This window comes from Streptomyces sp. M2CJ-2 (assembly GCF_016757295.1).
GTDB lineage: Bacteria > Actinomycetota > Actinomycetes > Streptomycetales > Streptomycetaceae > Streptomyces.
In genome coordinates, this window is record NZ_JAESIF010000017.1 from 1 (window position 1) to 24,085 (window position 24,085).

At 69.7% G+C, this 24,085-nt stretch carries 30 protein-coding genes; 21 read left to right on the forward strand and 9 right to left on the reverse strand.

Features of this window, described 5'->3' with window-relative positions:
• Nucleotides 1–268: 268 nt before the first annotated feature.
• On the forward strand, nucleotides 269–1,729 hold the full coding sequence (locus tag JL475_RS15580; RefSeq protein WP_202278308.1) for a class I SAM-dependent DNA methyltransferase: 1,461 nt from the start codon (nucleotides 269–271) through the stop codon (nucleotides 1,727–1,729).
• Nucleotides 1,726–2,682: a BsuBI/PstI family type II restriction endonuclease gene (locus JL475_RS41475; protein WP_202278309.1), complete on the forward strand. Its 957-nt coding sequence runs from the start codon at nucleotides 1,726–1,728 to the stop codon at nucleotides 2,680–2,682. The genes JL475_RS15580 and JL475_RS41475 overlap by 4 nt, the downstream gene beginning before the upstream one ends.
• A gap of 324 nt (nucleotides 2,683–3,006) precedes the next feature.
• On the opposite strand, the gene JL475_RS41480 is transcribed toward JL475_RS41475, so the two are convergent.
• The 4 genes from JL475_RS41480 to JL475_RS15600 form a co-directional block, all read right to left on the reverse strand.
• Nucleotides 3,007–3,384, reverse strand: coding sequence for a hypothetical protein (locus JL475_RS41480; RefSeq protein ID WP_307825061.1), 378 nt, complete (start codon nucleotides 3,382–3,384; stop codon nucleotides 3,007–3,009).
• Nucleotides 3,381–3,623 carry a hypothetical protein gene (locus JL475_RS15590; protein ID WP_237407233.1) on the reverse strand — a complete coding sequence of 81 codons (243 nt, stop codon included), beginning with the start codon at nucleotides 3,621–3,623 and terminating at the stop codon, nucleotides 3,381–3,383. Before JL475_RS15590 ends, JL475_RS41480 begins: the two co-directional genes overlap by 4 nt.
• 98 nt (nucleotides 3,624–3,721) lie before the next feature.
• Complete coding sequence (locus JL475_RS15595) at nucleotides 3,722–4,153, reverse strand: ATP-binding protein (RefSeq protein ID WP_202278311.1); 432 nt, start codon at nucleotides 4,151–4,153, stop codon at nucleotides 3,722–3,724.
• A 46-nt stretch (nucleotides 4,154–4,199) separates the two neighbouring features.
• On the reverse strand, nucleotides 4,200–4,607 hold the full coding sequence (locus JL475_RS15600) for an NUDIX hydrolase (protein WP_202278414.1): 408 nt from the start codon (nucleotides 4,605–4,607) through the stop codon (nucleotides 4,200–4,202).
• Nucleotides 4,608–4,714: 107 nt separating this feature from the next.
• On the opposite strand from JL475_RS15600, the gene JL475_RS15605 reads away from it, so the two are divergent.
• The 12 genes from JL475_RS15605 to JL475_RS15660 all read left to right on the forward strand — a co-directional run bounded on the left by JL475_RS15605 (nucleotide 4,715) and on the right by JL475_RS15660 (nucleotide 12,646).
• A complete protein-coding gene (locus JL475_RS15605) occupies nucleotides 4,715–5,500 on the forward strand; it encodes a GntR family transcriptional regulator (protein WP_202278312.1) in 786 nt (261 codons plus the stop codon).
• Between the two features lie 158 nt (nucleotides 5,501–5,658).
• Nucleotides 5,659–6,015 carry a hypothetical protein gene (locus JL475_RS15610; protein WP_202278313.1) on the forward strand — a complete coding sequence of 119 codons (357 nt, stop codon included), beginning with the start codon at nucleotides 5,659–5,661 and terminating at the stop codon, nucleotides 6,013–6,015.
• Nucleotides 6,015–7,391: an FtsK/SpoIIIE domain-containing protein gene (locus JL475_RS15615; RefSeq protein ID WP_202278314.1), complete on the forward strand. Its 1,377-nt coding sequence runs from the start codon at nucleotides 6,015–6,017 to the stop codon at nucleotides 7,389–7,391. Before JL475_RS15610 ends, JL475_RS15615 begins: the two co-directional genes overlap by 1 nt.
• Nucleotides 7,392–7,479: 88 nt before the next feature.
• Complete coding sequence (locus JL475_RS15620) at nucleotides 7,480–8,160, forward strand: DUF2637 domain-containing protein (protein WP_202278315.1); 681 nt, start codon at nucleotides 7,480–7,482, stop codon at nucleotides 8,158–8,160.
• A gap of 16 nt (nucleotides 8,161–8,176) precedes the next feature.
• On the forward strand, nucleotides 8,177–8,359 hold the full coding sequence (locus JL475_RS15625; protein ID WP_202278316.1) for a hypothetical protein: 183 nt from the start codon (nucleotides 8,177–8,179) through the stop codon (nucleotides 8,357–8,359).
• A gap of 2 nt (nucleotides 8,360–8,361) precedes the next feature.
• A complete protein-coding gene (locus JL475_RS15630; protein WP_202278317.1) occupies nucleotides 8,362–8,553 on the forward strand; it encodes a mobile element transfer protein in 192 nt (63 codons plus the stop codon).
• 15 nt (nucleotides 8,554–8,568) lie between these two features.
• The gene (locus JL475_RS15635; protein ID WP_129826648.1) at nucleotides 8,569–8,763 is read left to right on the forward strand and encodes a hypothetical protein; all 195 of its coding nucleotides are present in this window, start codon (nucleotides 8,569–8,571) and stop codon (nucleotides 8,761–8,763) included.
• A 25-nt stretch (nucleotides 8,764–8,788) separates the two neighbouring features.
• Complete coding sequence (locus tag JL475_RS15640) at nucleotides 8,789–9,034, forward strand: hypothetical protein (protein ID WP_053914013.1); 246 nt, start codon at nucleotides 8,789–8,791, stop codon at nucleotides 9,032–9,034.
• Between the two features lie 153 nt (nucleotides 9,035–9,187).
• Complete coding sequence (locus JL475_RS15645) at nucleotides 9,188–10,483, forward strand: replication initiator (protein WP_202278318.1); 1,296 nt, start codon at nucleotides 9,188–9,190, stop codon at nucleotides 10,481–10,483.
• Entirely contained in the window at nucleotides 10,476–10,715 is a 240-nt protein-coding gene (locus JL475_RS15650) for an AlpA family transcriptional regulator (RefSeq protein WP_202278319.1), read from the forward strand. The genes JL475_RS15645 and JL475_RS15650 overlap by 8 nt, the downstream gene beginning before the upstream one ends.
• Nucleotides 10,715–11,941 (forward strand): site-specific integrase, encoded by a 1,227-nt coding sequence (locus tag JL475_RS15655; protein ID WP_202278320.1) that lies wholly within the window; start codon nucleotides 10,715–10,717, stop codon nucleotides 11,939–11,941. Before JL475_RS15650 ends, JL475_RS15655 begins: the two co-directional genes overlap by 1 nt.
• A 537-nt stretch (nucleotides 11,942–12,478) precedes the next feature.
• The gene (locus JL475_RS15660) at nucleotides 12,479–12,646 is read left to right on the forward strand and encodes a hypothetical protein (protein WP_202278321.1); all 168 of its coding nucleotides are present in this window, start codon (nucleotides 12,479–12,481) and stop codon (nucleotides 12,644–12,646) included.
• Between the two features lie 86 nt (nucleotides 12,647–12,732).
• Here JL475_RS15660 and JL475_RS15665 read toward each other — a convergent pair whose 3' ends face one another.
• On the reverse strand, nucleotides 12,733–13,494 hold the full coding sequence (locus JL475_RS15665; RefSeq protein WP_202278322.1) for a phosphoglyceromutase: 762 nt from the start codon (nucleotides 13,492–13,494) through the stop codon (nucleotides 12,733–12,735).
• A 151-nt stretch (nucleotides 13,495–13,645) separates the two neighbouring features.
• On the opposite strand from JL475_RS15665, the gene JL475_RS15670 reads away from it, so the two are divergent.
• Nucleotides 13,646–14,926, forward strand: a complete 1,281-nt coding sequence (locus JL475_RS15670) for an MFS transporter (RefSeq protein WP_307825062.1) — start codon at nucleotides 13,646–13,648, stop codon at nucleotides 14,924–14,926.
• 32 nt (nucleotides 14,927–14,958) lie between these two features.
• Here JL475_RS15670 and JL475_RS15675 read toward each other — a convergent pair whose 3' ends face one another.
• The 3 genes from JL475_RS15675 to phoU form a co-directional block, all read right to left on the reverse strand.
• Nucleotides 14,959–15,210, reverse strand: a complete 252-nt coding sequence (locus tag JL475_RS15675) for an SCO4226 family nickel-binding protein (protein ID WP_202278323.1) — start codon at nucleotides 15,208–15,210, stop codon at nucleotides 14,959–14,961.
• A 131-nt stretch (nucleotides 15,211–15,341) separates the two neighbouring features.
• Nucleotides 15,342–15,503, reverse strand: coding sequence for a hypothetical protein (locus JL475_RS15680; protein WP_202278324.1), 162 nt, complete (start codon nucleotides 15,501–15,503; stop codon nucleotides 15,342–15,344).
• A gap of 126 nt (nucleotides 15,504–15,629) precedes the next feature.
• Nucleotides 15,630–16,331 (reverse strand): phosphate signaling complex protein PhoU, encoded by a 702-nt coding sequence (gene phoU, locus JL475_RS15685; protein ID WP_202278325.1) that lies wholly within the window; start codon nucleotides 16,329–16,331, stop codon nucleotides 15,630–15,632.
• A 274-nt stretch (nucleotides 16,332–16,605) separates the two neighbouring features.
• On the opposite strand from phoU, the gene JL475_RS15690 reads away from it, so the two are divergent.
• On the forward strand, nucleotides 16,606–17,997 hold the full coding sequence (locus JL475_RS15690) for a cell wall metabolism sensor histidine kinase WalK (RefSeq protein ID WP_202278326.1): 1,392 nt from the start codon (nucleotides 16,606–16,608) through the stop codon (nucleotides 17,995–17,997).
• Nucleotides 17,994–18,674: a response regulator transcription factor gene (locus JL475_RS15695; RefSeq protein ID WP_030403545.1), complete on the forward strand. Its 681-nt coding sequence runs from the start codon at nucleotides 17,994–17,996 to the stop codon at nucleotides 18,672–18,674. Before JL475_RS15690 ends, JL475_RS15695 begins: the two co-directional genes overlap by 4 nt.
• A 91-nt stretch (nucleotides 18,675–18,765) precedes the next feature.
• On the opposite strand, the gene JL475_RS15700 is transcribed toward JL475_RS15695, so the two are convergent.
• A complete protein-coding gene (locus JL475_RS15700; RefSeq protein WP_202278327.1) occupies nucleotides 18,766–19,446 on the reverse strand; it encodes a copper chaperone PCu(A)C in 681 nt (226 codons plus the stop codon).
• Between the two features lie 756 nt (nucleotides 19,447–20,202).
• Here JL475_RS15700 and JL475_RS15705 point away from each other — a divergent pair.
• The 4 genes from JL475_RS15705 to cysS all read left to right on the forward strand — a co-directional run bounded on the left by JL475_RS15705 (nucleotide 20,203) and on the right by cysS (nucleotide 23,942).
• Nucleotides 20,203–20,685 carry a CarD family transcriptional regulator gene (locus JL475_RS15705; RefSeq protein WP_042168913.1) on the forward strand — a complete coding sequence of 161 codons (483 nt, stop codon included), beginning with the start codon at nucleotides 20,203–20,205 and terminating at the stop codon, nucleotides 20,683–20,685.
• A gap of 446 nt (nucleotides 20,686–21,131) precedes the next feature.
• Nucleotides 21,132–21,908, forward strand: a complete 777-nt coding sequence (gene ispD, locus JL475_RS15710) for a 2-C-methyl-D-erythritol 4-phosphate cytidylyltransferase (RefSeq protein WP_202278328.1) — start codon at nucleotides 21,132–21,134, stop codon at nucleotides 21,906–21,908.
• Nucleotides 21,898–22,443, forward strand: a complete 546-nt coding sequence (gene ispF, locus JL475_RS15715; protein ID WP_237407237.1) for a 2-C-methyl-D-erythritol 2,4-cyclodiphosphate synthase — start codon at nucleotides 21,898–21,900, stop codon at nucleotides 22,441–22,443. The genes ispD and ispF overlap by 11 nt, the downstream gene beginning before the upstream one ends.
• Before the next feature lie 92 nt (nucleotides 22,444–22,535).
• The gene (gene cysS / locus JL475_RS15720) at nucleotides 22,536–23,942 is read left to right on the forward strand and encodes a cysteine--tRNA ligase (RefSeq protein ID WP_202278329.1); all 1,407 of its coding nucleotides are present in this window, start codon (nucleotides 22,536–22,538) and stop codon (nucleotides 23,940–23,942) included.
• Nucleotides 23,943–24,085 lie beyond the last annotated feature (143 nt).

Consider the following 24,085-nt stretch of genomic DNA (forward strand, 5'->3'; position numbering starts at 1 on the left):
ACACAAATGACGAGGACAAGACTAGATCGTTCTAGAAATCGTGTGCCCACACTTTCGCTACCCGCCCACAGGCCGTATCGCGCTGACCTGCGACAACGACGCCCCGGACCCATTCATGTGCCCATCAACTGATGAACTCGGGTTTCCGGGACGCCCTGGGCTCTCTCGCCCTTCAGCACCTGCCTCCCGACGTTGCCGCGGGGTGGCGAACTTAGTATGTATCTCCACCAACGGCCTCATGGGGGTGCCCCGTGAGAGGATCGCGGACGTGAAACTGATCGAGAACACCGAGGCACGACGGGTGGAGGCGCTCAGTGTCCTTGCCCCTCAGACGCAGGCCGCCCTGGGGCAGTTCTTTACCCCTGCACCAGCCGCCGACCTGATCGCCTCGATGCCTCGCCTAGACGCGCTGAGCAACACCGTGCGCGTCTTGGACCCCGGCGCCGGGGTCGGCTCGCTTACCGCCGCACTGGTGAGCCGACTGCACGACGAGCGCCCTGACCTGGACGTTCACGTGGTTGCTGTGGAGAAGGACCCGCAGGTCATGCCCTACCTGCGGACCACGCTTGAGGAATGCAGGACAACCTACGGCACCACGTTCGACCTCGTGCAGGGCGACTACCTCACCGACGACGACGCACTCATCGACGGGCCGTTCGACCTTGTCGTCGCCAACCCACCCTACGGAAAGCTCGCCGCAGGCAGCCTGCACCGTACGCGCATTGCCCACCTCCTGGTCGATACCAGCAACATCTACACGGCCTTCTGGGCCAGGGCCACAGCCGCCCTCGCCCCCGGCGGCCAGATCTCGATCATCGTGCCCCGCTCCTGGGCCAACGGCACCTACCATCGCGCCTTCCGCCAGTGGATGCTCGACCGCACCAGCCTCGACCTCCTACACGTCTTCGAGAGCCGCAACACAGTCTTCGCTGACACCGGCGTCCTCCAGGAAAACGTCATCGTGACTGGCACGCGGGGCGACCAGCAGCCAGAGGTCGTCCTGTCGGCGTCGATCGCGCACGACGACGTCCCGCTGCGCCGTACCATCCCGTTCGGCGCCGTGGTCCTGCCCGGGGACCGCGAGCGGTTCGTCCGCTTCGACGACTCCGCTGTCGTGCCGCCGGCCGTCTCATTCACCCTGGCCGACCTAGGCCTGGGCGTCAGCACGGGCAAGGTGGTCGACTTCCGCAACCGCGAACACCTGACCGACGACCTCAGCGCCGAAGATGTCGTCCCGATGATCTACCAGGCCAACGTGCGCGGCGGAGAGATCGAGTGGCCGCAGCGCCCCGCGAAGAAGCCGCAAGGCTTCTTCCCCAGCACCGAGGCCGCCCGCAGGCTGCTCCTGCCCGAAGGGCACTACGTCGTCATCAAGCGCTTCTCCGCCAAGGAGGAGAAGCGGCGTGTGGTCGCGGGCGTCTGGAAGCACGACGGCCCGGTTGCCCTGGACAATAAGACCAACTACCTGCATGAGAAGAAGGGGCCTATCGACCCTCAGCTCGCGCACGGGCTGATGCTCTGGCTGAACTCCTCGACGCTCGACGCGATCTTCCGCACCTTCTCCGGGCACACCCAGGTCAACGCCGGGGACGTCAAGACGCTCCCCTTCCCCTCTCGTGACGACTTGGTGCGCTTGGCGCAGAACGCGCCGGAATGGCTCCCGGAACAGGCGAAGCTCGACGCCCTCGTAGCTGACATGTTCCCCGCTGTCGTAGGCTCAGCGGAGTGATCAGCACATTACGAGCATCCGTCGACAACGCCAGCGCCCTCCTGCAAGCCTTCGGCTTCGACAAGGTCCGCTGCAATAACAGGTCCGCCCTGACGGCCCTCGTGCTGCTGGGCCTGGAGCCCGGCGAGCCGTGGGGCACGGCGACCAACCCGCGTCTCGGCGTCACGGAAATCATGGGCGTCATTGCGGAGAAATGGGGTAAAGAGTATGCCCCGAACTCGCGCGAGACCTTCCGCAAGCAGACGCTCCACCAGTTCGTCGACGCGGGGTTCGCTGAGCACAACTCCGATGCTCCCGAAGGGCGCGCGGTCAACTCCTCCAAGAACAATTACCGGATCGCTCCGGCTGCTCTGTCCATAGTGCGTCTCTTCGGCACCCGGGGGTTCCAAGACGCCCTCGACACCTGGGTAGCCGAGGCTCCCACCCAGCAGGCCGCTTACAAGGCAACCCGCGAGATGCAGATGCTGCCGGTCACGCTTCCTGACGGTTCTCTGTTCCGCCTCTCTCCCGGGGGCCAGAATCCCCTGATTCGGGACATGGTCGAGGAGTTTTGCCCTCGCTTCGCCCCCGGCGGACAAGTGCTCTACCTGGGAGACGCCAAGGATCACCGCTACGACATCCGCCAAGACGACGTCTTCGCACGTCTCGGGTTGGCCTTCGACGAGCACGGCAAGAACCCGGACCTCGTGGTCTACGACGAGCAGCGCGGTTGGCTTTTCCTGATGGAAGCCGTCACTTCTCACGGACCGATCGACTTCGGACGGCGTGAGCACCTGAAGAACCTTTTCGCGACGGACAAGGCAGGGCTGGTGTTCGTGAACTGCTTCCCGGACCGTGCCACGATGCGTAAGTGGCTGGCCGACCTTGCATGGGAGACCGAAGCCTGGGTGGCTGACGCGCCCGACCACCTGATCCACCTGAACGGCTCACGGTTCCTCGGCCCCTATGAGTGACCCTTTTCAGCTCGCGCTCTGCCTGGGTCGACGGCGGACGGGATGGGAGCTCCCCCCCCCGCACGCCCCTTATGGGTCCGCAGTCGGCGACGGCGCCCCCTCCATCCCGGTGCCGGCCGGATCCCCCGCCGGAGGCATCGTTCTGGCCTTGACCGGCCCGTGTGCGGTACTCGACATCATGGGATTCGGCTCACCCGCCTACGCGCGGCACGGGCGCCGGCCGGGCTGGAGCGGGGCGGAGACAGGAGCGCAGGCCCGGCCGGGGACCGGGCCGCGCGCGGTGAGCGGAGCGAGCCGCCTTGAACCCGTAAAGAAAGTTGTAACTCAGTCTGTGGTGTGGGGCTTGAAGCGGTGTACACAGGCTGGGAGTTCAGTGTTCTGCCGGTGTGCGAGGGGCAGGAAGAGGACTGGCCGGATGGTCCATGTGATGCGGACGTCCGCGTGCGTGATGGTCACCGTGCACGGCTCGGAGCGCAGGAGAGCCCTTCGGGTCTGGGCGCGCTCTTCGTGCAGCCATGCCCAGGCTTCGTCCGACGCGTCGGAGTCGAGTGCTGGTGAGATGGTGCGGAGGGCAATGGCAACCCATCGGTCTGCCTGGGGTGCTGAGTACGCGTCGAACGATGCCAGGAGTGCCGGCTGTTCTGTGGTGCTGACGTCCTCGGTCCAGCATTCGCACCAGTAGCCGCGGGTGGGCCCGTTCACGAGGTCGCTCCCGTCGGATGGACCACGAGGACGTAGCGGGTGTTCTCGTCGTACAGGGTGAGTTGGTAGCCCGTGCCTTCGGTCATGTAGGTGAGGGCTCGTTCGTGTTCTGTCTCGTCCGTCAACCAGTGCAGGCCGGGCTGTGCGTACGCGGCGTCGAGCTGGTCAGTGATGTGACGCGTGCGCTTGCGTAACCAGCGCAGAGCCAAGCGCGGGCTCGTGGTGTCGTGTGACCCCATGGGGACGGAACGGACCTCGTTCAAGGGGTAGGCGGCGGCCCGACACCGGTAGGGAAGCGGTCGCTTGCTTGCGTTCAGCGCTTCAGGGGGAGCGGACGTCAGCACGGGTGTCCTCCTGCCGGGCCGGCCTCGGTGAAGAGTTCCGCGGTGACCGTGTGGCCGCCGTAGCTGTCGTGGATGACGACCCGGTGAGCGATCGAGCTGACCATGCCCAGGCCCCGGCCATGCTCGGCCTGGTCGTCCTGGTGCTCGGCCTTCGGGGCCGTGCTGGTTCCTCCCTCGTCCGTGACGGACAGGGCGACCACCTGCGGGGAGACGGCGAGGGCCAGATGGAAGCTGCCGGATGCCTGGCCGCTGGCCGTGTGGAGGATCGCGTTCGCGCTCAGCTCGCTGACGATCAGCTCGGCGTCCTCCGCGAACGGCGAGCCACGCAGGATGTCGCGGGTCCACCGGCGGGCCCTGCTGACCTCTTCCGGAAATCCTGGGCAAGACAGTCCCCAGACCCGGGCCCTACTCGTATACTCGTGCATACAAGTTCCTTCGCGCTGGTAGGCCGCCATGTGTAGCGGGTTCGGGCTAGACGAGTTTCACGCCGTCGTGGGCGCGGATGGCCGGCGGGGTCGCCGCGTCGAGTGCGTCCAGGACGCGGATTGCGTACGCCTCGTCGGTGAGTTCGATGACTTCTTCGCGGGTGGCCCAGCGCAGTGCGCGGGTCTCGTCCCCGGTGGTGGGTGTGCCGTCGGCCGCCTGGCAGCGGAAGACGAGGGAGACGATCAGGCCCGTCATGTTCTTGTAGACGCCGGTCAAGGTTGCGGGAAGCGCGATCTTGATGCCGGTTTCTTCGAGAACTTCGCGCTGGAGGGCTTCGGGGATGGTTTCCTCGCGTTCGAGGACTCCGCCCGGGGGTTCCCAGTGGCCGTTGTCGCGGCGCTTGATCAGGAGGGCCCGGCCTTGATCATCGACGATGACCCCGGCGACGCTCACGGAGTGCGGGCGTTCTGTGCTCACGTTCCTCGGCCCTCTCGGCTGACTAGGCTCTCCACCGTAGCAACAACACTCGCCCACTCGTCTAGATACCTAAAGGAGTACGCGTGACGTCTCTACCGAGCATTCTCGGCGGCCTCGACCCGACCAGTGATCGTGCGGTCTTCCGCCAGATCGCCGACCAGCTGCGCGAGGCCATCGACCGTGGGCGATTCAAGGAGGGCGAGAAGCTGCCCTCCGAGGCGGAACTGGTCGAGCACTACGGGGTTTCCCGGATGACGGTCCGGAACTCCTTCTCGATCCTCCAGGGTGAGGGCCTGGTACACGCCGAGCACGGCAAGGGCGTCTTCGTCCGGCCCCGGCCTCCGGTGCGTCGCCTCGCCTCCGACCGGTTCGCCCGGCGCCACCGCGAACAGGGGAAGTCCGCGTTCATCGTGGAGGCCGACGCCGCCGGCAGTCACCCGCAGGTCGACAGCCTGGAGGTGAAGGAGGAGAAGGCCGGTCAGGGCATCTCCGCCCGGCTCGGTTCCGTGCGGCGCGTGCTCGCCCGGCGGCGCCGGTATCTGCTCGACGGTCGGCCGGTCGAGTTCGCCACCTCGTACCTTCCGCTCGACATCGCCCGCGGTACGCAGATCGCCGAACCCAACCCGGGCCCCGGCGGCATCTACGCCCGTCTCGAGGAACTGGGCCACCAGCTCGACCACTTCGAGGAGGAGATTCGGGCCCGGATGCCCTCGCCGTCCGAGGTGAAGACGCTGCAACTGGCCTCCGGTGTGCCGGTGATCCACCTGATCCGTACCGCCTTCGATACCGCAGGACGGGCCGTGGAGGTCTGTGACACGGTCATGGCGGCGGACGCGTACGTCCTCTCCTACCAGCTCCCGGCGACCTGATCGGCGGTGCGCGAGGCCACTTCTTCGGACTCGTACACCTCGACAGGCATACTCGTCTAGACGAGTGGGCAAGCTGTGTGGCAGGGTGGTCCCCGTTCCCGGCGTCGTCGGGTTCGAAGGCTGCATCTTGTCTAGACGAGTAGATGGGGAAAGAAACCTTGCGCACCATCCGTGTGGAGACCTCGGCCGCGACGATTCTGCTGACCGAGGCGCCCGAGCCCAAGGTCCGCGACCGGCAGACGGGCGAGATCGCGAAGGACGCCGTTAGCGGTGAGGCCCTGATGACGCTCGGCGTCGTGTACATCGAGGAGGGGGAGTCGTCCCTGATCAAGGTGACAGTGCCGGAGAGCGGTGTGTCGGAAGGGCTCGCCCTCGGCGCCCCGGTCTCCCTGCCGGGCCTGATCGCTCGGCCGTGGGAGAGCGTGTTCAACGGCCAGCAGCGGCACGGCATCGCCTTCCGGGCCGCCGCCGTCACTCCGGCCGCCTTCCCGGCCGCCGTGGGGGCCACGGCCTGATGACCGACCTGGCAACGCTTCTGGAGGTGGGTGGTCCCGTCGCCGCACTCGGCGGTGGGGCCGCCTACGCCCGGGCACGACACCCTGGCGTCTACTGGTCCGCGGTCGGCATACCGGTGTCCACGGTCCGGCTGCTCAGCTCCTACGGCTCCGTCATGGAGGCGTGCGGGTTGACCGTGGCCCCTTCCCGGCTGCGGGTCCTGGCGGTCAAGGCCACCACCCGCCGTGAGGTCCGGCCCGTACCGCCGCGCCGGGGGATCATCCGGCCGACCACGACGGGGCTGCGGGTTCGTCTGCGGCTCGCCCCGGGGCAGGAACCCGCCGACGTGGCAGCCTCCGCCGAACGGCTGCGGCACGCCTGGGGCGTCCATGCCGTCTACGTGACCACGGTCAAGCCGGGCGTGGTCGACCTGCGGCTCGTCGGCTTCGACGTGCTGAGGCGGGTGCGTATGCCGCGCAAGCTCCGCTCGGACCTGCTTCGAGTGCCGGTCGCGCTGCGGGAGGACGCCACTCCGTTCATACGCGACTACCGCACCGTGCCGCACCAACTCACCCTCGGCGCCACGCTGTCCGGCAAATCCATGTACCTGCGTCACCTCGTCGCCGGACTCGCCCGCCAACCCGTCGCCCTCGTCGGCATCGACTGCAAGCGGGGCGTGGAACTGGCGCCCTTCGCTCCGCGCCTGTCGGCGCTCGCCACCGACCCGGAGCAGGCCGCCGAGCTGCTGCCCGTGCTCATCAAGGAGATGGAGGACCGATACGACCTGATCAAGTCCCGGCAGGGCATCGCGCCGAGCACGCCGGACGAGGAGATCACCTCCGACATCTGGGGTCTGCCCGAGCACGAACGCCCGGTGCCCGTCGTGCTGTTCGTCGACGAGGTAGCCGAACTTTTCCTCGTCGCCACGAAGAAGGACGAGGAACGCCGGGACGAGATGGTCACCCAGCTCATCCGGCTCGCCCAGCTCGGCCGGGCCGCCGGCATCTACCTGGAGGTCTGCGGGCAGCGCTTCGGCGCCGAGTTGGGCAAGGGTGCGACCATGCTGCGGGCCCAGTTGACCGGCCGCGTCTGCCACCGCGTCAACGACGAAGCCTCCGCCAAGATGGCACTCGGCGACATCGCCCCCGAGGCGGTCTCCGCCGCTTGCGCCATTGCCCCCGAACGGCCCGGCCTCGCCGTGGCCGGTGACACCTCCGGCGGCTGGTCCCGCATCCGCACGCCGTACCTCTCCCTCGGCGACGCCGCCGAGACCTGCCGCGAGTCGGCCCACCTGGTCCCCGATCTGCCCGCGCTCAAGTCCTTCCGCCCCGACGTGCCCGTACGGCCCGTCGAGACACCGAACCCGGTCGTGCGGCCCCGACCGGTGACCGACTGAGCCGCTGCCCTACTTCTCCACGGTCGGCGTGACCGCCTCATGCCATGTCCCTACCCCTCCCATGCCCGAACCCGGAAGGAGCCGCAGCATGCGCGCCCACCTGGCCCGTGTCGACGCGGTGCTCGTCCAAGCGGTCATCGCTGCCGCGCTGTCCTTCGCCCACCTGCACGACGTCGCCTTGGCGGCCGGACAGGACGGGTGGAAGGCGTGGGCCTATCCCGTCTCGGTCGACCTGCTGCTCGTCGCAGCCTGGCGCCGACTGCGGTCCGGTGACGCGAAAGCGGCCGGGTGGTGCTGGTTCGTGATCGCACTCGCCGCGTCCCTGGGCGCGAACGTCGCCACCGCCGGACTGCTCGACTTGGACGACGTGCCGGCCTGGCTCCGCATCCTCGTCGCGGGCTGGCCCGCGGTCGCCTTCCTCGGCGGAACTCTCCTCGCCCACTCGTCGCCGCCCTCGAACGACGAGACCGACGAAACCGAGGACCAGCGCGAGGAGGGGCGCGAGGAGATCCAAGACCAGAAGCCCGAGGAGATCGAGGACCAGGAGGACGCGCCCGATCCCGTACCGGAGCTTCCGGCGCTACCCACTGCCGAGCCGACGCCCGCTCGGCCTGCCGTCCCCGTACCGGCCGCCCTGGTCGAGCACGCCCGCAAAGTCGCCGCCGAGCACCACGCCCGCACCGGAACAGCCATCGACACCCCGACCCTGCGCGCCCGCCTCGGCGTCCCGCCACCCATGGCCGACGCCATCGCCGCCCAACTCACCTGACCAACAAAGGGGAACCATGCATCTCTGCTTCAACACGGCCGCCGACTACCTCGAAGCGGCCCGCGAGATGGCCGTAAGCGGCCGGTCGGCGCTCGCTCGACTCCTCGCCGAAGAAGCCGCCGACCGCACATCGGACCCCGCCGAAGCCGCCCGGATCCTGCGCGAATTCCCTGGCCCCAGCGAGCGACAGGAGGACTGACCATGCCCGCACCGAAGCGCTTCCGCTCCGTCACCCGCATCGGCCCCGTCCAGGTCGGCACGGCCTACGACGGTCGCGGCCGGGAGAAGCACACCGCCGCCTGCACGGCCCCGCGCTGCGGCTTCTCCGCCGACTACGACAGCCGCGCCGCCGCCGAACTGGCCGCCCGTACCCATTGCTGCCCCGTCCGCTGAAAGGACCCGCACACCGTGACTGTCAGTCTGCCGCTCGTCGTCCTCCTCGGCTTCTTCGCCTGGGGAGCGGTCAAGTTCCTCGGCGTCCGCACGTGGATCGTCGTCCTGATTGCCCTCTTCGGCTTCTGGCTCTCGGACACCTTCGTGGCCCCGGCCATCGAGTCCGGCACGCGCTCCGGCGTGGACATCGTCAACGGCTCACATGACTAGACGAGTAGGTAAGGAGAGCTTCGCCGTGTTCCTGCCCAAGTACCCCGACAGCCCGACGCCGCCACCCGCGCACACCCACACCGTGGCCGACCAGGTGCCCGCGCGGCGGCCAGCCCCTCAGATCTCCGTCAGCACCGGAGCGGTCGCGGCCGTCCTCGTCGGCGGCGTCGTGCTGACCGCGCTCCTGGCCGCCGTCGCCGTCACGGCCGTCTCCGTGGCCGTCGCCGCCGTGGTCCTGCGCTCGCTGCTCCGCGACCAGCACCGCCGCTGACACACCAGACCCCCGGGGCGGCCTCGATACCGCCAAGCATCCGCCGCCCCGGGGGCCGTCTCCCTCCAGCCGAACCAGAAGGAGAAAGCCATCATCACCCGCGCCACTCCGCCCCCGCTTCACGAACTCGGCGAACTGGCCGCCCTCGGCACCATGCCCGCACTCCTGCGCCAACTCTCCGGCCTCGGCGGCTGCACGCACCCGATCCGCCTCGACGGCCACCGCACCGAGTACGACCTCAACACCCGCACCGGCGAGATCGGCAACGTCCTCCACCACCTCGACTCCTCCAGCCTCCCGGCCGGTCACCTCCTGGTCCGCTGCAACAACCGCCGCACGACCCGCTGCGCGGCCTGCGCCGAGGTGTACCGCCGCGACACCTTCCACCTGATCACCTCCGGACTGCGTGGCGGCAAGGGCGTCCCCGAACGCGTCGCCGCCCACCCGCGCGTCTTCGCCACCTTCACCGCCCCGGGCTTCGGCCCGGTCCACAACCGCCCCACCGGCCCGGCCGGCTCGGTCCGCCGCTGCCGCTGCGGCGCGCTCCACGACCAGGACGACCCCGCCCTCGGCACCCCGCTCGACCCGGACACCTACGACTACGAAGCGGCCGTGCTCTGGAACGCGCACGCCGGTCCGCTGTGGCGGCGCTTCTCGATCTACCTGCGCCGGGAGGTCGCCAAGCGCGCCGGCCTCACCCAGCGGGCCTTCCGCGAGTACGCCCGGGTGTCCTTCGCCAAGGTCGCCGAGTACCAGAAGCGCGGGGCCGTCCACTTCCACGCCGTCATCCGCATCGACGGCCCCGAGGGCGGCGACACCCCGCCTCCCGCCTGGGCCACCGCCGAGCTGCTGACCGACGCCATCCGGGCCGCCGCTGCCGCCGCACGTGTGGACGGCCCGGTCATCGACGGCCGCACTCATGCCTTTACCTTCGGCCGTCAGCTCGACGTCCGCACCATCCGCTCGGCCGACTTCGACGGCGGCCAGGAGCTGACCGAACGGGCCGTCGCCGCCTACATCGCCAAGTACGCCACCAAGGGCGCCGAGACCGCCACGGGAGCCCTGGACCGGCCGCTGAAGTTCCTCGCCGAACTCGCCCAGCTCGACATCAGCGACCACGCCCGCCGGCTCATCCGCACCGCCTGGGCCCTCGGCGCCCGCAAGGACCTCGAACACCTCCGCCTGCGGGCCTGGGCCCACATGCTCGGTTTCCGCGGCCACTTCTCCACCAAGTCCCGCCGCTACTCCACCACCCTCGGTGCCCTCCGCGACGCCCGCGCCGACTGGCGCCGCGCACAAGCCCTGGCAGCGACCGAGACCGGCCTGGACACGACCCTCGTCCTCGCGCACTGGGTCTACGCCGGGACCGGCCTCACTGACGCCGAAGCCTGGCTCGCCGAAACCCTCGAACCCGCCCCCGGAGCAGAAGGAGAACCCACCCATGGGTAGCCGACGCCTCGCTGTCGCGGAAGCGGCCTCCGAGTCGCGTGGTCTGCCGTCGCGGTACCTGACTCCTGACGACCTCGTGGCGATGTTCGACCTGCCCAGCGTCGAGACGGTCTACCAGTGGCGCCGCAAGCGCACTGGTCCCCGTGGCTTCCGGGTCGGCCGGCACCTGCGCTACGACCCTGCGGACGTCCAAGCCTGGGTCGAGTCCCTGCGGGAAGGGGCTGCCGCCTGATGGCCGGGCATATCCAAGACCGCTGGTACAGAACCGAGACCGGACCGGACGGGAAGGCGCGCAAGGTCAAGACCGAGCGCTACGGGTCCGGTCAGCGCTACCGCGCTCGCTACGTCGGCCCGGACGGCACAGAGAAGTCCAAGAGCTTCCCCGACCGTCAGAAGCGGCTCGCTGATCAGTGGCTGGCACACATCGAGGCGGACATGGCGCGCGGGCAGTACATCGACCCGCGTGCCGCCCGGATCACCTTTCAGCAGTACGCCGAACGTTGGGTCGCCACGCAGGGCGCCGACCCGAACACCCAAGCCTCGATGGAGTCGCAACTACGGCTGCACGCCTTCCCCTACCTCGGCTCGCGTCCGCTCGGCTCCTTCCAGCCGGCGCACATTCGCGACTGGGTACGGCAGTTGCAGGAGAACGGCGTCCGTGGGTCGTACGCCCGGACGATCTACTCCAACGTGCGCGCGACGCTCAGCGCGGCAGTGGATGACGGTCACCTTCCCCGCAACCCGTGTGCCGCCCGGTCCGTCCGGCCGCCGACCGTCGACAGCAAGCGCGTCGTGCCCTGGACGCCCGAGCGGGTCTTCGCCGTCCGGGCCGCCATGCCCGAGCGCTACCAAGCCATGGTCGACCTGGGCGGCGGCTGCGGGCTCCGCCAGGGCGAGATCCTGGGCGTGGCCGTCGACGCCATCGACTTCGAGTCGGACACGCTCCACGTGGTCCAGCAACTGAAGCTGAGCCGCAGCAAGGCCGTGTTCGCGCCTCCGAAGGGCGGCAAGCTGCGGGACGTGCCGCTTCCCGGCCCGGTCGCCGACGCGCTCCGGGAGCACATGAAGCGGTTCCCGCCGGTCGAGATCACTTTGCCGTGGAAGGTAGCCGACGGTCCTCCGGTGACCAAGCGGTTGATCTTCACCGGGCCGCGCGGTGGGCACGTCTGGCGTACGTCGCTCAATGAGGAGGCGTGGAAGCGGGCGCTCGCGAGCGCCGGGGTGATCCCCGAGCGGAAGCCGGGCGAGTCGTACACCGAGTCCCGCGAGAACGGCATGCACGCCCTGAGACACTTCTACGCCTCGGTGCTCCTGGACGCCGGGGAGAACATCAAGGCCCTCGCCGAGTACCTCGGCCACTCGGACCCCGGCCTGACCCTGCGCGTGTACGCGCACCTCATGCCGTCCAGCCAGGAGCGCACGCGCAGGGCTGTCGCTGCTGTCTTCGGCGATGTGTGAGCCAATTTTCAGTCACTTCGCAGCATGATTCGTGACAGCAGATTTGTTTGAAGCAGATTCTCGTTACGTGATTCGTGTTACGGATTTGGTTTCAGGGGTCCAAATCGCACATCATGTTTCCGTGTAGAAGATTACGTCCTTCGAATCTCGTTTCACGTTTGGCGATCCTGAATCTTATCCACACGAGATTTCGTGGCAAAGTTCTGCGCCGCATCGCTGTCGGCATCCTTGCTCCCGAGCACGGCAGCAAGCTCACTGCCAGGGCGTCAAGGCCTAGCGCGGCTGCGGGGGCACTTGAAGACGGAGCCTGCGTGAGCACTCGCGGGTATCAGGGCCGGGTCAACACCCGATGCTCCTCGCTGGTTAATAGGGTAGATATAGGGCCTGGGCTGATGCGCTTTGTCGACCGCCAGATGGGGTGTATGTTCTTCCTACCCAAATAGTGGAGAGGCCGCCAGTCCAGGGGCGGCCTCTCCTTTCCATGGGATCGACTATTACCTAGGAATGGAACAGCGCATGACCCACACGGAGAAGGCTATGATGTCACGCCGAGGCCTCCGCATCGACCTCACCCTCCACCCCCTGCCGTTCCCGCTCATCGGTCTCGGTGGTGCGTGGCTGAGCGTCCGGGCCGGCACAGACGTGGCCGTCGCCACCCTGGTGGCGCTCCTCGTCTCGGTTCGCATGAGGATCAGCCGCATCTAAGCGCCACGGCCCAGAGACGGCCCAAGCACAACAACAAGCCCCCTACTCGCGGAGAACCCGCAGGTAGGGGGCTTGTTCGTGCGGGCTTACTTCTTCTTGCCCTGGTTCTTGACCGCCTCGATGGCCGCGGCTGCCGCGTCCGGGTCGAGGTAGGTGCCGCCCGGGGTGACCGGCTTGAAGTCGGCGTCGAGTTCGTAGGAGAGGGGGATGCCCGTCGGGATGTTCAGGCCCGCGATGTCGGCGTCGGAGATGCCGTCGAGGTGCTTGACCAGGGCGCGCAGGCTGTTGCCGTGGGCGGCGACCAGGACCGTGCGGCCGGCCAGGAGGTCGGGGACGATCGAGTCGAACCAGTACGGCAGCATCCGGACGACGACGTCCTTCAGGCACTCCGTGCGCGGGCGCAGCTCCGGCGGGAGGGTCGCGTAGCGCGGGTCGTCGAACTGGGAGTACTCGGCGTCGGTGTCCAGCGGGGGCGGCGGGGTGTCGTAGGAGCGGCGCCACAGCATGAACTGCTCCTCGCCGAACTCCGCGAGAGTCTGCGCCTTGTCCTTGCCCTGGAGGGCGCCGTAATGGCGCTCGTTCAGGCGCCAGCTGCGGCTGACCGGGATCCAGAGGCGGTCGGCGGACTCCAGCGCCAGCTGCGCGGTGCGGATGGCGCGCTTCTGGAGGGACGTGTGGACCACGTCGGGCAGCAGGCCGGCGTCCTTGAGCAGCTCACCGCCGCGCGTCGCCTCCTTCTCGCCCTTCGGAGTGAGGTTGACGTCCACCCAGCCGGTGAACAGGTTCTTCGCGTTCCACTCGCTCTCGCCGTGGCGGAGGAGGATCAGCTTGTACGGTGCGTCGGCCATGGGTCCGAGCGTAATCGAAGCCGCGAGCGGGCCGTGCCCCCCGCTCGCCGGGCGGACGGTCGGCGGGAGCCGTTAATCGAGTGGTGGACTCCTCCGGTTCCTCTGTAAGGTGTGCTCGCCGTTTCAGGTGCTTACATCGGGGGGTTGCGTGGTGTCCGTCGTCCGTGTCCGGCGTGCGGTGCGGGAGACCGTGTCCGGGTTGCCCCCGGCGTTCTGGTGGCTGTGGACGAGCACCCTCGTCAACCGGCTCGGTGCCTTCGTCGCCACCTTCATGGCGCTCTACCTCACCCTCGACCGCGGCTACTCCGCCACCTACGCCGGTCTCGTCGCCGCCGTGCACGGACTCGGCGGGGTGATCTCCTCGCTGGGCGCCGGGGTGATGACCGACCGGATCGGCCGGCGGCCCACGCTGCTCATCGCGCAGGCCTCCACCGCCGTGTTCGTGGCGGCCCTCGGTTTCGTGCGCGACCCCGTCTCCATCGCCGCCGTCGCCTTCCTCGTCGGCATGGCCAGCAACGCGTCCCGGCCCGCCGTCCAGGCGATGATGGCCGACATCGTCCGGCCCGAGGACCGTATCCGCGCCTTCTCCCTCAACTACTGGGCCATCAACCTCGGCTTCGCCGTCTCCGCCACGGCCGCCGGGTTCATCGCCGAGTACAGCTACCTCGCCGGGTTCCTCGTCGAGGCCGCGATGACCATGGTGTGCGCCGTCGTCGTCTTCGTGAAGCTCCCCGAGTCGAAGCCCGTGCGGAGTGCCGAGGAGGCGCGGGAGGACTCCGTGGGGCTGGGGACCGTCCTGCGGGACGGGCGGTTCATGGGGGTCGTCGGGCTGTCCTTCCTCGTCGCGCTGATCTTCATGCAGGGGTCCGTCGGACTGCCCGTGGCAATGGGCGCGGCCGGGTTCACCCCGGCCGACTACGGCCTGGCCATCGCGGTCAACGGTGTGCTGATCGTCGCGCTGCAGATTCCGGTGACCCGGTTCATCGAACACCGGGACCCCGGACGGCTGCTGGTGATCTCCTCGCTCCTCGCCGGGTACGGCTTCGGCCTCACCGCCTTCGCCGGGTCGGTCGGCGTCTTCGCCCTCACCGTCTGCGTGTGGACGCTCGCCGAGATCGTCAACGCGCCCACCCAGACCGGGCTGGTCGTCCAGCTGTCGCCGGCCCACGGACGCGGGCGCTACCAGGGCATGTACACGATGTCCTGGGCCGTCGCCGCGCTCGTCGCCCCGCTGATGTCGGGGTTCGTCATCGACCGGTTCGGGGCGCGGTGGCTGTGGGGCCTGTGTGCCGTCATCGGCACCGTGGCCGGACTCGGGTACGGGCTGCTGATGCGCCGCCTGCCGGCCGAGGAGAACGCGACCGGCGCGGGGAAGGCCGGTGGGGGCGAGGCCGGTGGGGTTCAGCAGGCGCCGGAGGTCAGTGCTCCCTGAGGGGCGCCGCCTCCGGCGGGGGTCAGGACCGCCTACTGCACCGACAGCGGCACCGCGTGGATCTCGTCGGCCTTGTGGCCGGTGCGTTCGTGGACGCGTTGCACCGCTTCGGCGGAGGGCGCCTCCGAGAGGCAGTAGATCGTGCCGGACTCCGGGTCCGCCCAGGCCTGCCGGAAGTAGACGCTCTCTTCCTCCTGTATCGCGAGGTCGGCCTCATGCGCCTGCCGCAGCTGGTCCGCCGTGATGCCCTGCATGCCGTGGTGGATGTCCATGAACTGGGTCATGGCCTCGCACCTCCTTCCCACTCCGGGCCTACGTACCGACTCGGGGCGTACGTACTTCCATGCTGCGCCCGCACCGGCCGCCCGGCATGCCGAAGGCCCCGGCGGTCGCCGGGGCCTTCGAACGGTCGTGCTCAGCACTGGCAGGGGCTGCCCGACTGGCAGCCGCAGCCGCAGCCGGAGCCGCAGCCGCACGCGGCGACCAGGGGCAGGCTCCTGATCTCGGCGGGCTGCTCCGTCTCCCGCTCCTGCGTGGGATCGGGCGTCGTGCCGGGGGAGCTGGGGGAATCGGCCATGGGTCCCTCCTAGAGACTGGCGCCGTACCTGTGCCCATTGGATGCCCGTTCCGACGGGCGCATCAACGGCGCATTGGGGCTCATGCGCGCCCTCGGCCGATTCCCGCGCCCCCCGACGTCGTCCGGTCAGGCCTCCTGCGCCCCCGGCACCGGCTGGATGTCGGGCTGGATGTCCGGCTGGATCTCGTCCGCGTGCTCGCCCGTGACCAGGTAGACCACCCGCTTGGCGACCGAGACCGCGTGGTCGGCGTAGCGCTCGTAGTAGCGGCCCAGCAGCGTCACGTCGACAGCCGTCTCGATGCCGTGCTTCCAACGGTCGTCCATCAGGTGCTGGAAGAGGGTGCGGTGCAGCAGGTCCATCTCGTCGTCGTCCTGCTCCAGCTGGAGCGCCAGGTCGACGTCCTTGGTGATGATCACCTCGGCCGCCTTGGCCATCAGGCGCTGGGCCAGCTGGCCCATCTCCAGGATGGTCGCGTGCAGGTCCTGCGGAACCGCACGCTCCGGGAAGCGCAGCCGGGCCAGCTTCGCCACGTGCTGCGCCAGGTCACCGGACCGCTCCAGATCGGCCGACATGCGCAGCGAGGTCACGACGATCCGCAGATCGGTCGCCACCGGCTGCTGGCGCGCCAGCAGGGCTATGGCAAGGGCCTCCAGGTCGTGCTGGAGTTCGTCGACCTTCTGGTCGCCCTCGATCACGTGCTCGGCGAGCTTCAGGTCGTTGTCGAGGATGGCTGTGGTGGCGCGCCCGATCGCCGACCCGACCAGTCGGGCCATCTCCACCAGACTGTCGCCGATCGAATCCAGTTCCTCGTGGTACGCGTCCCGCATCAGAGTTCCTCTCGTGCGTCTACTCGGGGCTTCGGGACGGGAGCCGGGCTCCCGCCGGGTTCCGGGGCGGGCGCTCCGCCACGCAGTCGACGGCGCGAACCCCGCGCGACCGACGGTGCGAAACCCCACGCTCCCACCTTCCGATCCTTACGCGTCCGGTGCCGCCACCCCAAATGAACCATCCCTGGCTCCAAGGTGAACTCTGAGCGACGAGTGTTCGAGTTTGCCCTCTCGTGGCTGTGGCCACTGGTCGGCGCATGCCTAACCTGGACACATGGACGTGAACGCGGCGGTCGCCGCAGCGGCGGCGATCGCCGGATTGCTCACCGGCGCCATCGCCGTGCTGGCGTTCCGCTTCAGCGAGCGCGAACAACGGCGCCCCACGCGTTCCTCGCTGCACACGGACCCGGTGCTTCCGCCGGGCGTGGACACCGTGCTGTCCGTACTGCGCTCCTCCGCCGTCGTCCTGGACGAGGCGGACGGCGTGGTCAAGGCCAGCTCCGCCGCGTACGCCCTCGGGCTGGTCCGCGGCGGCAAGCTCGCCGTGGAACCCATGCTGCAGATGGCCCGCGACACCCGGCGGGACGGCGAGATACGGCAGGTCGAACTGGATCTGCCCCGCCGCGGCACCGGGCGCGGCGAGGCCCTCGCCGTCTCCGCGCGGGTGGCGCCCCTCGGCTCCCGGCTCGTCCTGCTGCTCGTGGAGGACCTCACCGAGGCCCGCCGCATCGAGGCGGTGCGGCGCGACTTCGTCGCCAACGTCAGCCATGAGCTCAAGACCCCCGTCGGCGCGCTCTCCCTGCTCTCCGAAGCCGTCATGGACGCCTCCGACGACCCCGAGGCCGTGGAGCGCTTCGCCGGCCGGATGCAGGGCGAGGCCACCCGTCTCACCAACCTGGTGCAGGAGCTCATCGACCTCTCCCGCGTCCAGAACGACGACCCGCTCGAGGACGCCGAACCCGTCCCCGTGTACGAACTGGTCGCCGAGGCCGTCGACCGCTGCCGCCACGCGGCGGGCACCAAGCAGATCACCATGGCCTCGAACGTGTGGGGGCCCGGCGGGCCCGAAGGAACCGAGGGACCCGAAAGGCTCGAAGGGCCCGATCAGGAGGGCGGTGGGCACCTGCCGAGCGCCGCCGACCTGCGCGTGTGGGGCAACCGCGGCCAGCTCGCCGCCGCCCTCGGCAACCTCGTCGAGAACGCCGTCAACTACTCACCCGCCCGCACCCGCGTCGGCATCGCGGCCCGCAGGGTCGCCCAGCACGGCGGGGACCTGATCGAGATCGCCGTGACCGACCAGGGCATAGGAATCTCCGACAAGGAGAAGGAGCGCGTCTTCGAGCGCTTCTACCGCGTCGACCCGGCCCGCTCCCGCGCCACGGGCGGTACGGGTCTGGGCCTCGCGATCGTCAAGCACGTGGCCGCCTCGCACGGCGGGGAGGTCACGGTGTGGAGCGCCGAAGGCCAGGGCTCCACGTTCACCCTGCGGCTCCCCGAGGCCGCCGCGGCCCCCACCCGCGGCGACGGCCCCGGCGGCCCCCCGTCGTCCCACCGGGACGAACCCGAAGGCCTCGAGGGCGAGGCCGGAGGGTCCACCCCCTCATCCCCCCACGCTTCCGATTCATCCGCGTACGAAACGCTTCCCTCCCCGGAGGTCCTTCCGTGACCCGAGTGCTCGTCGTCGAGGACGAGGAGTCCTTCTCCGACGCCCTGTCGTACATGCTCCGCAAGGAGGGCTTCGAGGTCGCCGTCGCGGCCACGGGGCCCGACGGCCTCGACGAGTTCGAGCGCAACGGCGCCGACCTCGTCCTCCTCGACCTGATGCTGCCCGGCCTGCCGGGCACCGAGGTGTGCCGCCAGTTGCGCGGCCGTTCCAACGTCCCCGTCATCATGGTGACCGCCAAGGACAGCGAGATCGACAAGGTGGTCGGCCTGGAGATAGGCGCCGACGACTACGTCACCAAGCCGTTCTCCTCGCGCGAACTGGTCGCCCGTATCCGCGCCGTGCTGCGCCGCAGGGGCGAGCCCGAGGAGGTCGCCCCCGCCGCCCTGGAGGCCGGCCCGGTCCGCATGGACGTCGACCGGCACGTGGTCACCGTGGGCGGGACCAAGGTCGACCTGCCGCTCAAGGAGTTCGACCTGCTGGAGATGCTGCTGCGCAACGCCGGGCGCGTGCTGACCCGGATGCAGCTCATCGACCGGGTCTGGGGCGCCGACTACGTGGGCGACACCAAGACCCTCGACGTCCACGTCAAGCGGCTGCGCGCCAAGATCGAGCCGGACCCGGGCGCGCCGCGCTACCTGGTGACGGTCCGGGGGCTGGGCTACAAGTTCGAGCCCTGAGGGCCTTGGCCGGCACTCGCCGGTACGACGGTGGGCGGGATCCCTGCGCAGGGGTCCCGCCCACCGTCGTGTGCGGCTGTGCCGCCGGTGCTCAGTCGCCGGCCGACTGGCTGGCCGAGGCCGCGTCGGACGGGGTGCCCGCCGACTCCGAGGCCTCGGAGCCCTCGGTCGCGGAGTCGCTCGGTGTGCCCGAGGCGTCGTCGGCGGGCGCGTCGGACGCTTCCGCCGACGGCTCCGCCGGGGCGCCGGGCGCGGCCGGGATCTCGCTCGGGCCCCACTCGCTGAAGAAGCTCTCGGCCGGGTGGACGAACGCGCGCAGGCTCACGTCACCGGTCTTGCTGAAGGTGAACGTGACCGGCTGCGCGTTGCCGTCCTGGACGGCCTCACGGCTGCTGGGCAGGACGGCGGAGGCGTTGCCCGGGCCGCCGATGATGAGCGAGCCGCCGGCCGGGACGGTCAGGCTGCCGCCCTTGGCGGGGGTGAGCTCGACGGTCTTGCCGGTGCCGGGGAGGGTGATCGACTCCAGCGTCTGGTCGGTGCGGCCCTCGTTGAACAGGGTCGCGGCGACGACGGCCGGGCCCGTGGACTCGCGGTCCGGCTGGGTGACGACGATGGCGTTCTGGACCTTGATGTCGCCCACGGTCGTCGCGGCGTTGTCCGGCTGGATCTGCAGGGACTGGGCGTTGTTGCCAGATGTGCACGCGGAGAGCGAGGCGACTGAGAACGCGATGGCGGCGGCGGCGATGGCGCCGCGTCGAAGGCTGCTGCTCACGGCGGCGGCAACTCCTTGACTCGAGCGAGCGGCGGCGACCGGGTCGGCCGCCTTTAAGTGTCTGTCAGCGGCCTCAGGCTATCGAGCCGCTCCCGCGAGCCCGCACCCGACCCTCCCTGCGGGGACCGCCGTTCCCCCGGAAGGTGCGCGCGGACCGCGGCCGTCACTCGATCACCAGCCGTTCCCGCAGGTGCCGGCGGGGTCGTGATAGGGCCCGGAGGAGGGCCCCTGCCGACGATGCGGCAGACGACGCCGTGGATGACTCGAGTAAGTGACTCGTCGGTTACTTCGGTCACGCACTCCTCCGACAATCGCATAAGTGCGGCCGGGATCACCCCTCGGCGCCTTCTCGGAGTAGCGCATATTTCGTGAAGGAATGCGGCGGCGGACCGGGAAATGCCGAAGCGGTCCGGAAATTGATCACCGGCCGCTCGTCCCGGAGGGCGTGTGATCAATTCCGGATTCGGCCGGAACCCTGTCGCGCACACCGAACGGAGTAGCGGAACTCGAGCGCTTGCGGGTGTACATATGGGGACGTTTCGCCACCTGCCGAGGCCTCCGGATGCGTGTAACGTACGCGTTTCGCTCACCCTGAAGGGCCCCTCCGACCTGCGAATACGTGCTTCCGCTCAGTGGTCGCAGCACGTTCCTGATGCTGTTGTCAAGCCCCGAGAATGGCCCTGACCTGCGAAAACGTCATTCGGAACACGCCGTATCCGTGTTACCCTGGATAGCCACGGAAGGGGTACCTGTCACATGACGTTCAAGGTTGGCGACACCGTGGTCTATCCCCATCACGGGGCCGCGCTGATCGAGGCTATCGAAACTCGCCAGATCAAAGGCGTGGACAAGACCTACTTGGTGCTGAAGGTCGCCCAGGGTGACCTGACGGTGCGTGTGCCAGCGGACAATGCGGAGTTCGTCGGCGTACGTGATGTGGTCGGTCAGGACGGGTTGGACCGGGTCTTCGAGGTGCTGCGCGCACCGTACGCCGAGGAGCCCACGAACTGGTCCCGTCGTTACAAGGCAAACCTGGAGAAGCTCGCCTCGGGCGATGTCATCAAGGTCGCGGAAGTCGTGCGTGACCTGTGGCGTCGCGAGCGTGAGCGCGGCCTCTCCGCCGGTGAGAAGCGCATGCTCGCCAAGGCACGCCAGATTCTGGTCAGCGAGCTCGCCCTCGCGGAGAAGACCAACGAGGACAAGGCCGAGGCTCTCCTCGACGAGGTTCTCGCCTCGTAAGGCGAGACGGACGAAGCAGGCGGAGCTTCACGTCGCCAGTACGTACATCGAAGTGCGTCGAACTGCCGCGGTGCCCGATGACGGATGTGATGTCGCCGGGCGCTGCGGCATGTCCGTACCCGGGCAGCGTCCGTACCCCGTAGCCGGTCCGTACGCCGCACCCCTGCGCCGTACACGCCCGCTCCGTACACCCCGCACAACCCTGCGCCGCACCCCGCAGCGCTTCCCGGCACGTGCGCCGCGCCGGGAAAGTGTCACCACGCGTGTCCCCGCCCCTGGCGTGCGGGTCCGGGCGGCCGGCCCGACCAGAGTCACGGAAGGGGCTGGTCAAGGCGGTACGCCCGGCACTCCCCCCACTCCGGGAGCAGGGGCTACGCCCAGGCCATACCCACCCAGGCCCTGTCGTCAAACTCCCCGGGCCGAGCACACCAACCTGACAGGAACCGATGTCTGACGATCCGATCCTTCCGCCGACGCCGAGCCCCGCGTCCGACCGTACGACCGCCCGCACGGCGGCCGTGATCCCGGCCGCCGGCCGGGGCGTGCGCCTCGGGCCGGGAGCCCCCAAGGCACTCCGCGCGCTGGGCGGCACGCCCATGCTCATCCACGCGATCCGCGCGATGGCCGCCTCCCGCGCCGTCTCCCTGGTCGTCGTCGTGGCCCCGCCCGAGGGCGCTGCGGAGGTCAGGTCGCTGCTCGACGCGTACGCGCTGCCCGACCGCACCGACTTCGTCGTCGTCCCCGGCGGGGAGACCCGCCAGGAGTCGGTGAAGCTCGGCCTCGACGCCCTGCCGCCCGGCTTCGACATCGTCCTGGTGCACGACGCGGCCCGCCCGCTCGTCCCCGTGGACACCGTGGACGCCGTGGTCGCGGCCGTCCGCGAGGGCGCCCCCGCCGTGGTCCCGGCGCTGCCGCTCGCCGACACCGTCAAACAGGTCGAACCGGCCGCCGTCCCCGGCGAGCCGGAGCCCGTGGTCGCCACTCCCGACCGGTCCCTGCTGCGCGCCGTGCAGACCCCGCAGGGCTTCGACCGGGCCACCCTGGTGCACGCGCACGAGACGGTGACCGACGACGTCACCGACGACGCGAGCATGGTCGAGCAGCTCGGCCGGACCGTCGTCACCGTCCCCGGCCACGAGGAGGCCTTCAAGGTCACCCGCCCCCTGGACCTCGTCCTCGCGGAGGCGGTCCTGGCCCGCAGGAGGCTCAACGATGGCTTCTGAGCCGGACTCCGAGTCGGTCTTCGCATCGGCTTCCGGGCCGCCCCCCGAGCCCCTGCCGGTGCTCCCGCGGGTCGGCATCGGCACCGACATCCACGCCTTCGAGGACGGCCGGGAGCTGTGGTGCGCCGGCCTCAAGTGGGAGGGCCAGGGCCCCGGACTCGCCGGGCACTCCGACGCCGACGTCGTGGCGCACGCCGCCTGCAACGCCCTGTTCTCCGCCGCCGGCCTCGGTGACCTGGGGCAGCACTTCGGCACCGGGCGGCCCGAGTGGTCCGGTGCCTCCGGTGTGACCCTGCTGACCGAGGCCGCGCGGATCGTACGGGCGGCCGGCTTCCGGATCGGCAACGTCGCGGTGCAGGTCGTGGGGGACCGGCCCAAGATCGGCAAGCGCCGGGACGAGGCCCAGAAGATCCTCACCGAGGCCGCCGGCGCCCCGGTGTCGGTCTCCGGCGCCACCACCGACGGACTCGGGTTCCCCGGCCGAGGCGAAGGACTGATGGCCGTGGCCACCGCCCTCGTCGTCCACACCGGCTGACGACCCACACCGGCCGACGACCCGGGCCGGGAAGACGACACGGGCCGGTAAAGGGGCGCGAGGCACCGCTCCGGGCCGACTACCCTGGAGGGGTGACTATTCGCCTGTACGACACCAGCGCCCGGCAGATCCGTGACTTCACCCCGCTCCAGCCGGGTTGCGTCTCGATCTACCTGTGCGGTGCCACCGTGCAGGCGGCACCGCACATCGGGCACATCCGCTCGGGGCTGAACTTCGACATCATGCGCCGCTGGTTCGAGTACCGCGGCCTGAAGGTGACGTTCATCCGCAACGTCACGGACATCGACGACAAGATCATCGCGAAGTCCGCGGAGCAGAACCGCCCCTGGTGGTCCATCGGCTACGAGAACGAGCGCGCCTTCACCGACGGCTACCAGATCCTCGGCTGCCTCCCCCCGACCTACGAGCCGCGCGCCACCGGCCACATCACCGAGATGGTCGAGATGATGCGCGGCCTCATCGAGCGCGGCCACGCCTACGAGGCCGACGGCAACGTCTACTTCGCCGTCACCTCGTTCCCCGGGTACCTGGAACTGTCCAACCAGGAGCTCGACAACCTGCTCCAGCCGTCCGGCGAGGGCGAGACCGGCAAGCGCGACCCGCGCGACTTCGCCATGTGGAAGGCGGCCAAGCCCGGCGAGCCGAGCTGGGAGACGCCGTGGGGCCGCGGGCGACCCGGCTGGCACCTGGAGTGCTCGGCGATGGCCCACAAGTACCTCGGCGCCGCCTTCGACATCCACGGCGGCGGCCTCGACCTGATCTTCCCGCACCACGAGAACGAGATCGCCCAGGCCAAGGCCTACGGCGACGAGTTCGCCCGGTACTGGGTGCACAACGCCTGGGTCACCATGAGCGGCGAGAAGATGTCGAAGTCGCTCGGCAACAGCGTCCTGGTCTCCGAGATGGTCAAGCGCTGGCGGCCCATCGTGCTCCGCTACTACCTCGGCACCCCGCACTACCGCTCGATGATCGAGTACAGCGAGGAGGCCCTGCGTGAGGCCGAGTCCGCGTTCGCGCGGATCGAGGGCTTCATCCAGCGGGTGGGCGAGCTGACCGGCACGCCCGGCGCCGTCGAGCCGGCCGCCGAGGTGCCGCCCGCCTTCGCCGAGGCCATGGACGACGACCTCGGCGTACCGCAGGCCCTGGCCGTGGTGCACACCACCGTCCGGCAGGGCAACAGCGCGCTGGCCGCCGACGACAAGGAAGCGGCCGTCGCCCGCCTCGCCGAGGTGCGCGCCATGCTCGCGGTCCTCGGCCTGGACCCCCTCGACGCGCACTGGGCCGGCGACGGTGACCGCGGCGAGGAGCTGAACGGCGTCGTCGACACCCTCGTCCGCATGGTCCTCGACCAGCGCGAGGCCGCCCGCGCCCGCAAGGACTGGTCCACCGCGGACGCCATCCGGGACCAGCTCGGCCGGTCCGGGCTGGTCATCGAGGACAGCCCGCAGGGACCGCGCTGGAGCCTCGGCCCGCGCTGAGGCAGGCGGGGGAGCCGCCCGGAACCCCCTGGTTCTCCGGGTTCCCCAAGATCGGGTTGTGCTGTCCGGGCCTCCGGGCGGCACACTTCACAGACGAACACACGCACGCGTGGGTACCTGCGGACGGACGTACACGAGCCCGT

What these genes read in the sequence shown, in the direction of transcription:
- JL475_RS15645 (WP_202278318.1), top strand. Translation starts at nt 9,188, where the DNA reads ATGCCCGCACTCCTGCGCCAACTCTCCGGCCTCGGCGGCTGCACGCAC.
- JL475_RS15625 (WP_202278316.1), top strand. Translation starts at nt 8,177, where the DNA reads ATGCATCTCTGCTTCAACACGGCCGCCGACTACCTCGAAGCGGCCCGC.
- JL475_RS15620 (WP_202278315.1), top strand. Translation starts at nt 7,480, where the DNA reads ATGCGCGCCCACCTGGCCCGTGTCGACGCGGTGCTCGTCCAAGCGGTC.
- JL475_RS15590 (WP_237407233.1), bottom strand. Translation starts at nt 3,623, where the DNA reads ATGGGGTCACACGACACCACGAGCCCGCGCTTGGCTCTGCGCTGGTTA.
- ispF (WP_237407237.1), top strand. Translation starts at nt 21,898, where the DNA reads ATGGCTTCTGAGCCGGACTCCGAGTCGGTCTTCGCATCGGCTTCCGGG.
- JL475_RS15650 (WP_202278319.1), top strand. Translation starts at nt 10,476, where the DNA reads ATGGGTAGCCGACGCCTCGCTGTCGCGGAAGCGGCCTCCGAGTCGCGT.
- JL475_RS15655 (WP_202278320.1), top strand. Translation starts at nt 10,715, where the DNA reads ATGGCCGGGCATATCCAAGACCGCTGGTACAGAACCGAGACCGGACCG.
- JL475_RS15665 (WP_202278322.1), bottom strand. Translation starts at nt 13,494, where the DNA reads ATGGCCGACGCACCGTACAAGCTGATCCTCCTCCGCCACGGCGAGAGC.
- JL475_RS15660 (WP_202278321.1), top strand. Translation starts at nt 12,479, where the DNA reads ATGATGTCACGCCGAGGCCTCCGCATCGACCTCACCCTCCACCCCCTG.
- JL475_RS15675 (WP_202278323.1), bottom strand. Translation starts at nt 15,210, where the DNA reads ATGACCCAGTTCATGGACATCCACCACGGCATGCAGGGCATCACGGCG.
- JL475_RS15680 (WP_202278324.1), bottom strand. Translation starts at nt 15,503, where the DNA reads ATGGCCGATTCCCCCAGCTCCCCCGGCACGACGCCCGATCCCACGCAG.
- JL475_RS15595 (WP_202278311.1), bottom strand. Translation starts at nt 4,153, where the DNA reads ATGCACGAGTATACGAGTAGGGCCCGGGTCTGGGGACTGTCTTGCCCA.
- JL475_RS15690 (WP_202278326.1), top strand. Translation starts at nt 16,606, where the DNA reads ATGGACGTGAACGCGGCGGTCGCCGCAGCGGCGGCGATCGCCGGATTG.
- JL475_RS15705 (WP_042168913.1), top strand. Translation starts at nt 20,203, where the DNA reads ATGACGTTCAAGGTTGGCGACACCGTGGTCTATCCCCATCACGGGGCC.
- phoU (WP_202278325.1), bottom strand. Translation starts at nt 16,331, where the DNA reads ATGCGGGACGCGTACCACGAGGAACTGGATTCGATCGGCGACAGTCTG.
- JL475_RS15615 (WP_202278314.1), top strand. Translation starts at nt 6,015, where the DNA reads ATGACCGACCTGGCAACGCTTCTGGAGGTGGGTGGTCCCGTCGCCGCA.
- JL475_RS15630 (WP_202278317.1), top strand. Translation starts at nt 8,362, where the DNA reads ATGCCCGCACCGAAGCGCTTCCGCTCCGTCACCCGCATCGGCCCCGTC.
- ispD (WP_202278328.1), top strand. Translation starts at nt 21,132, where the DNA reads ATGTCTGACGATCCGATCCTTCCGCCGACGCCGAGCCCCGCGTCCGAC.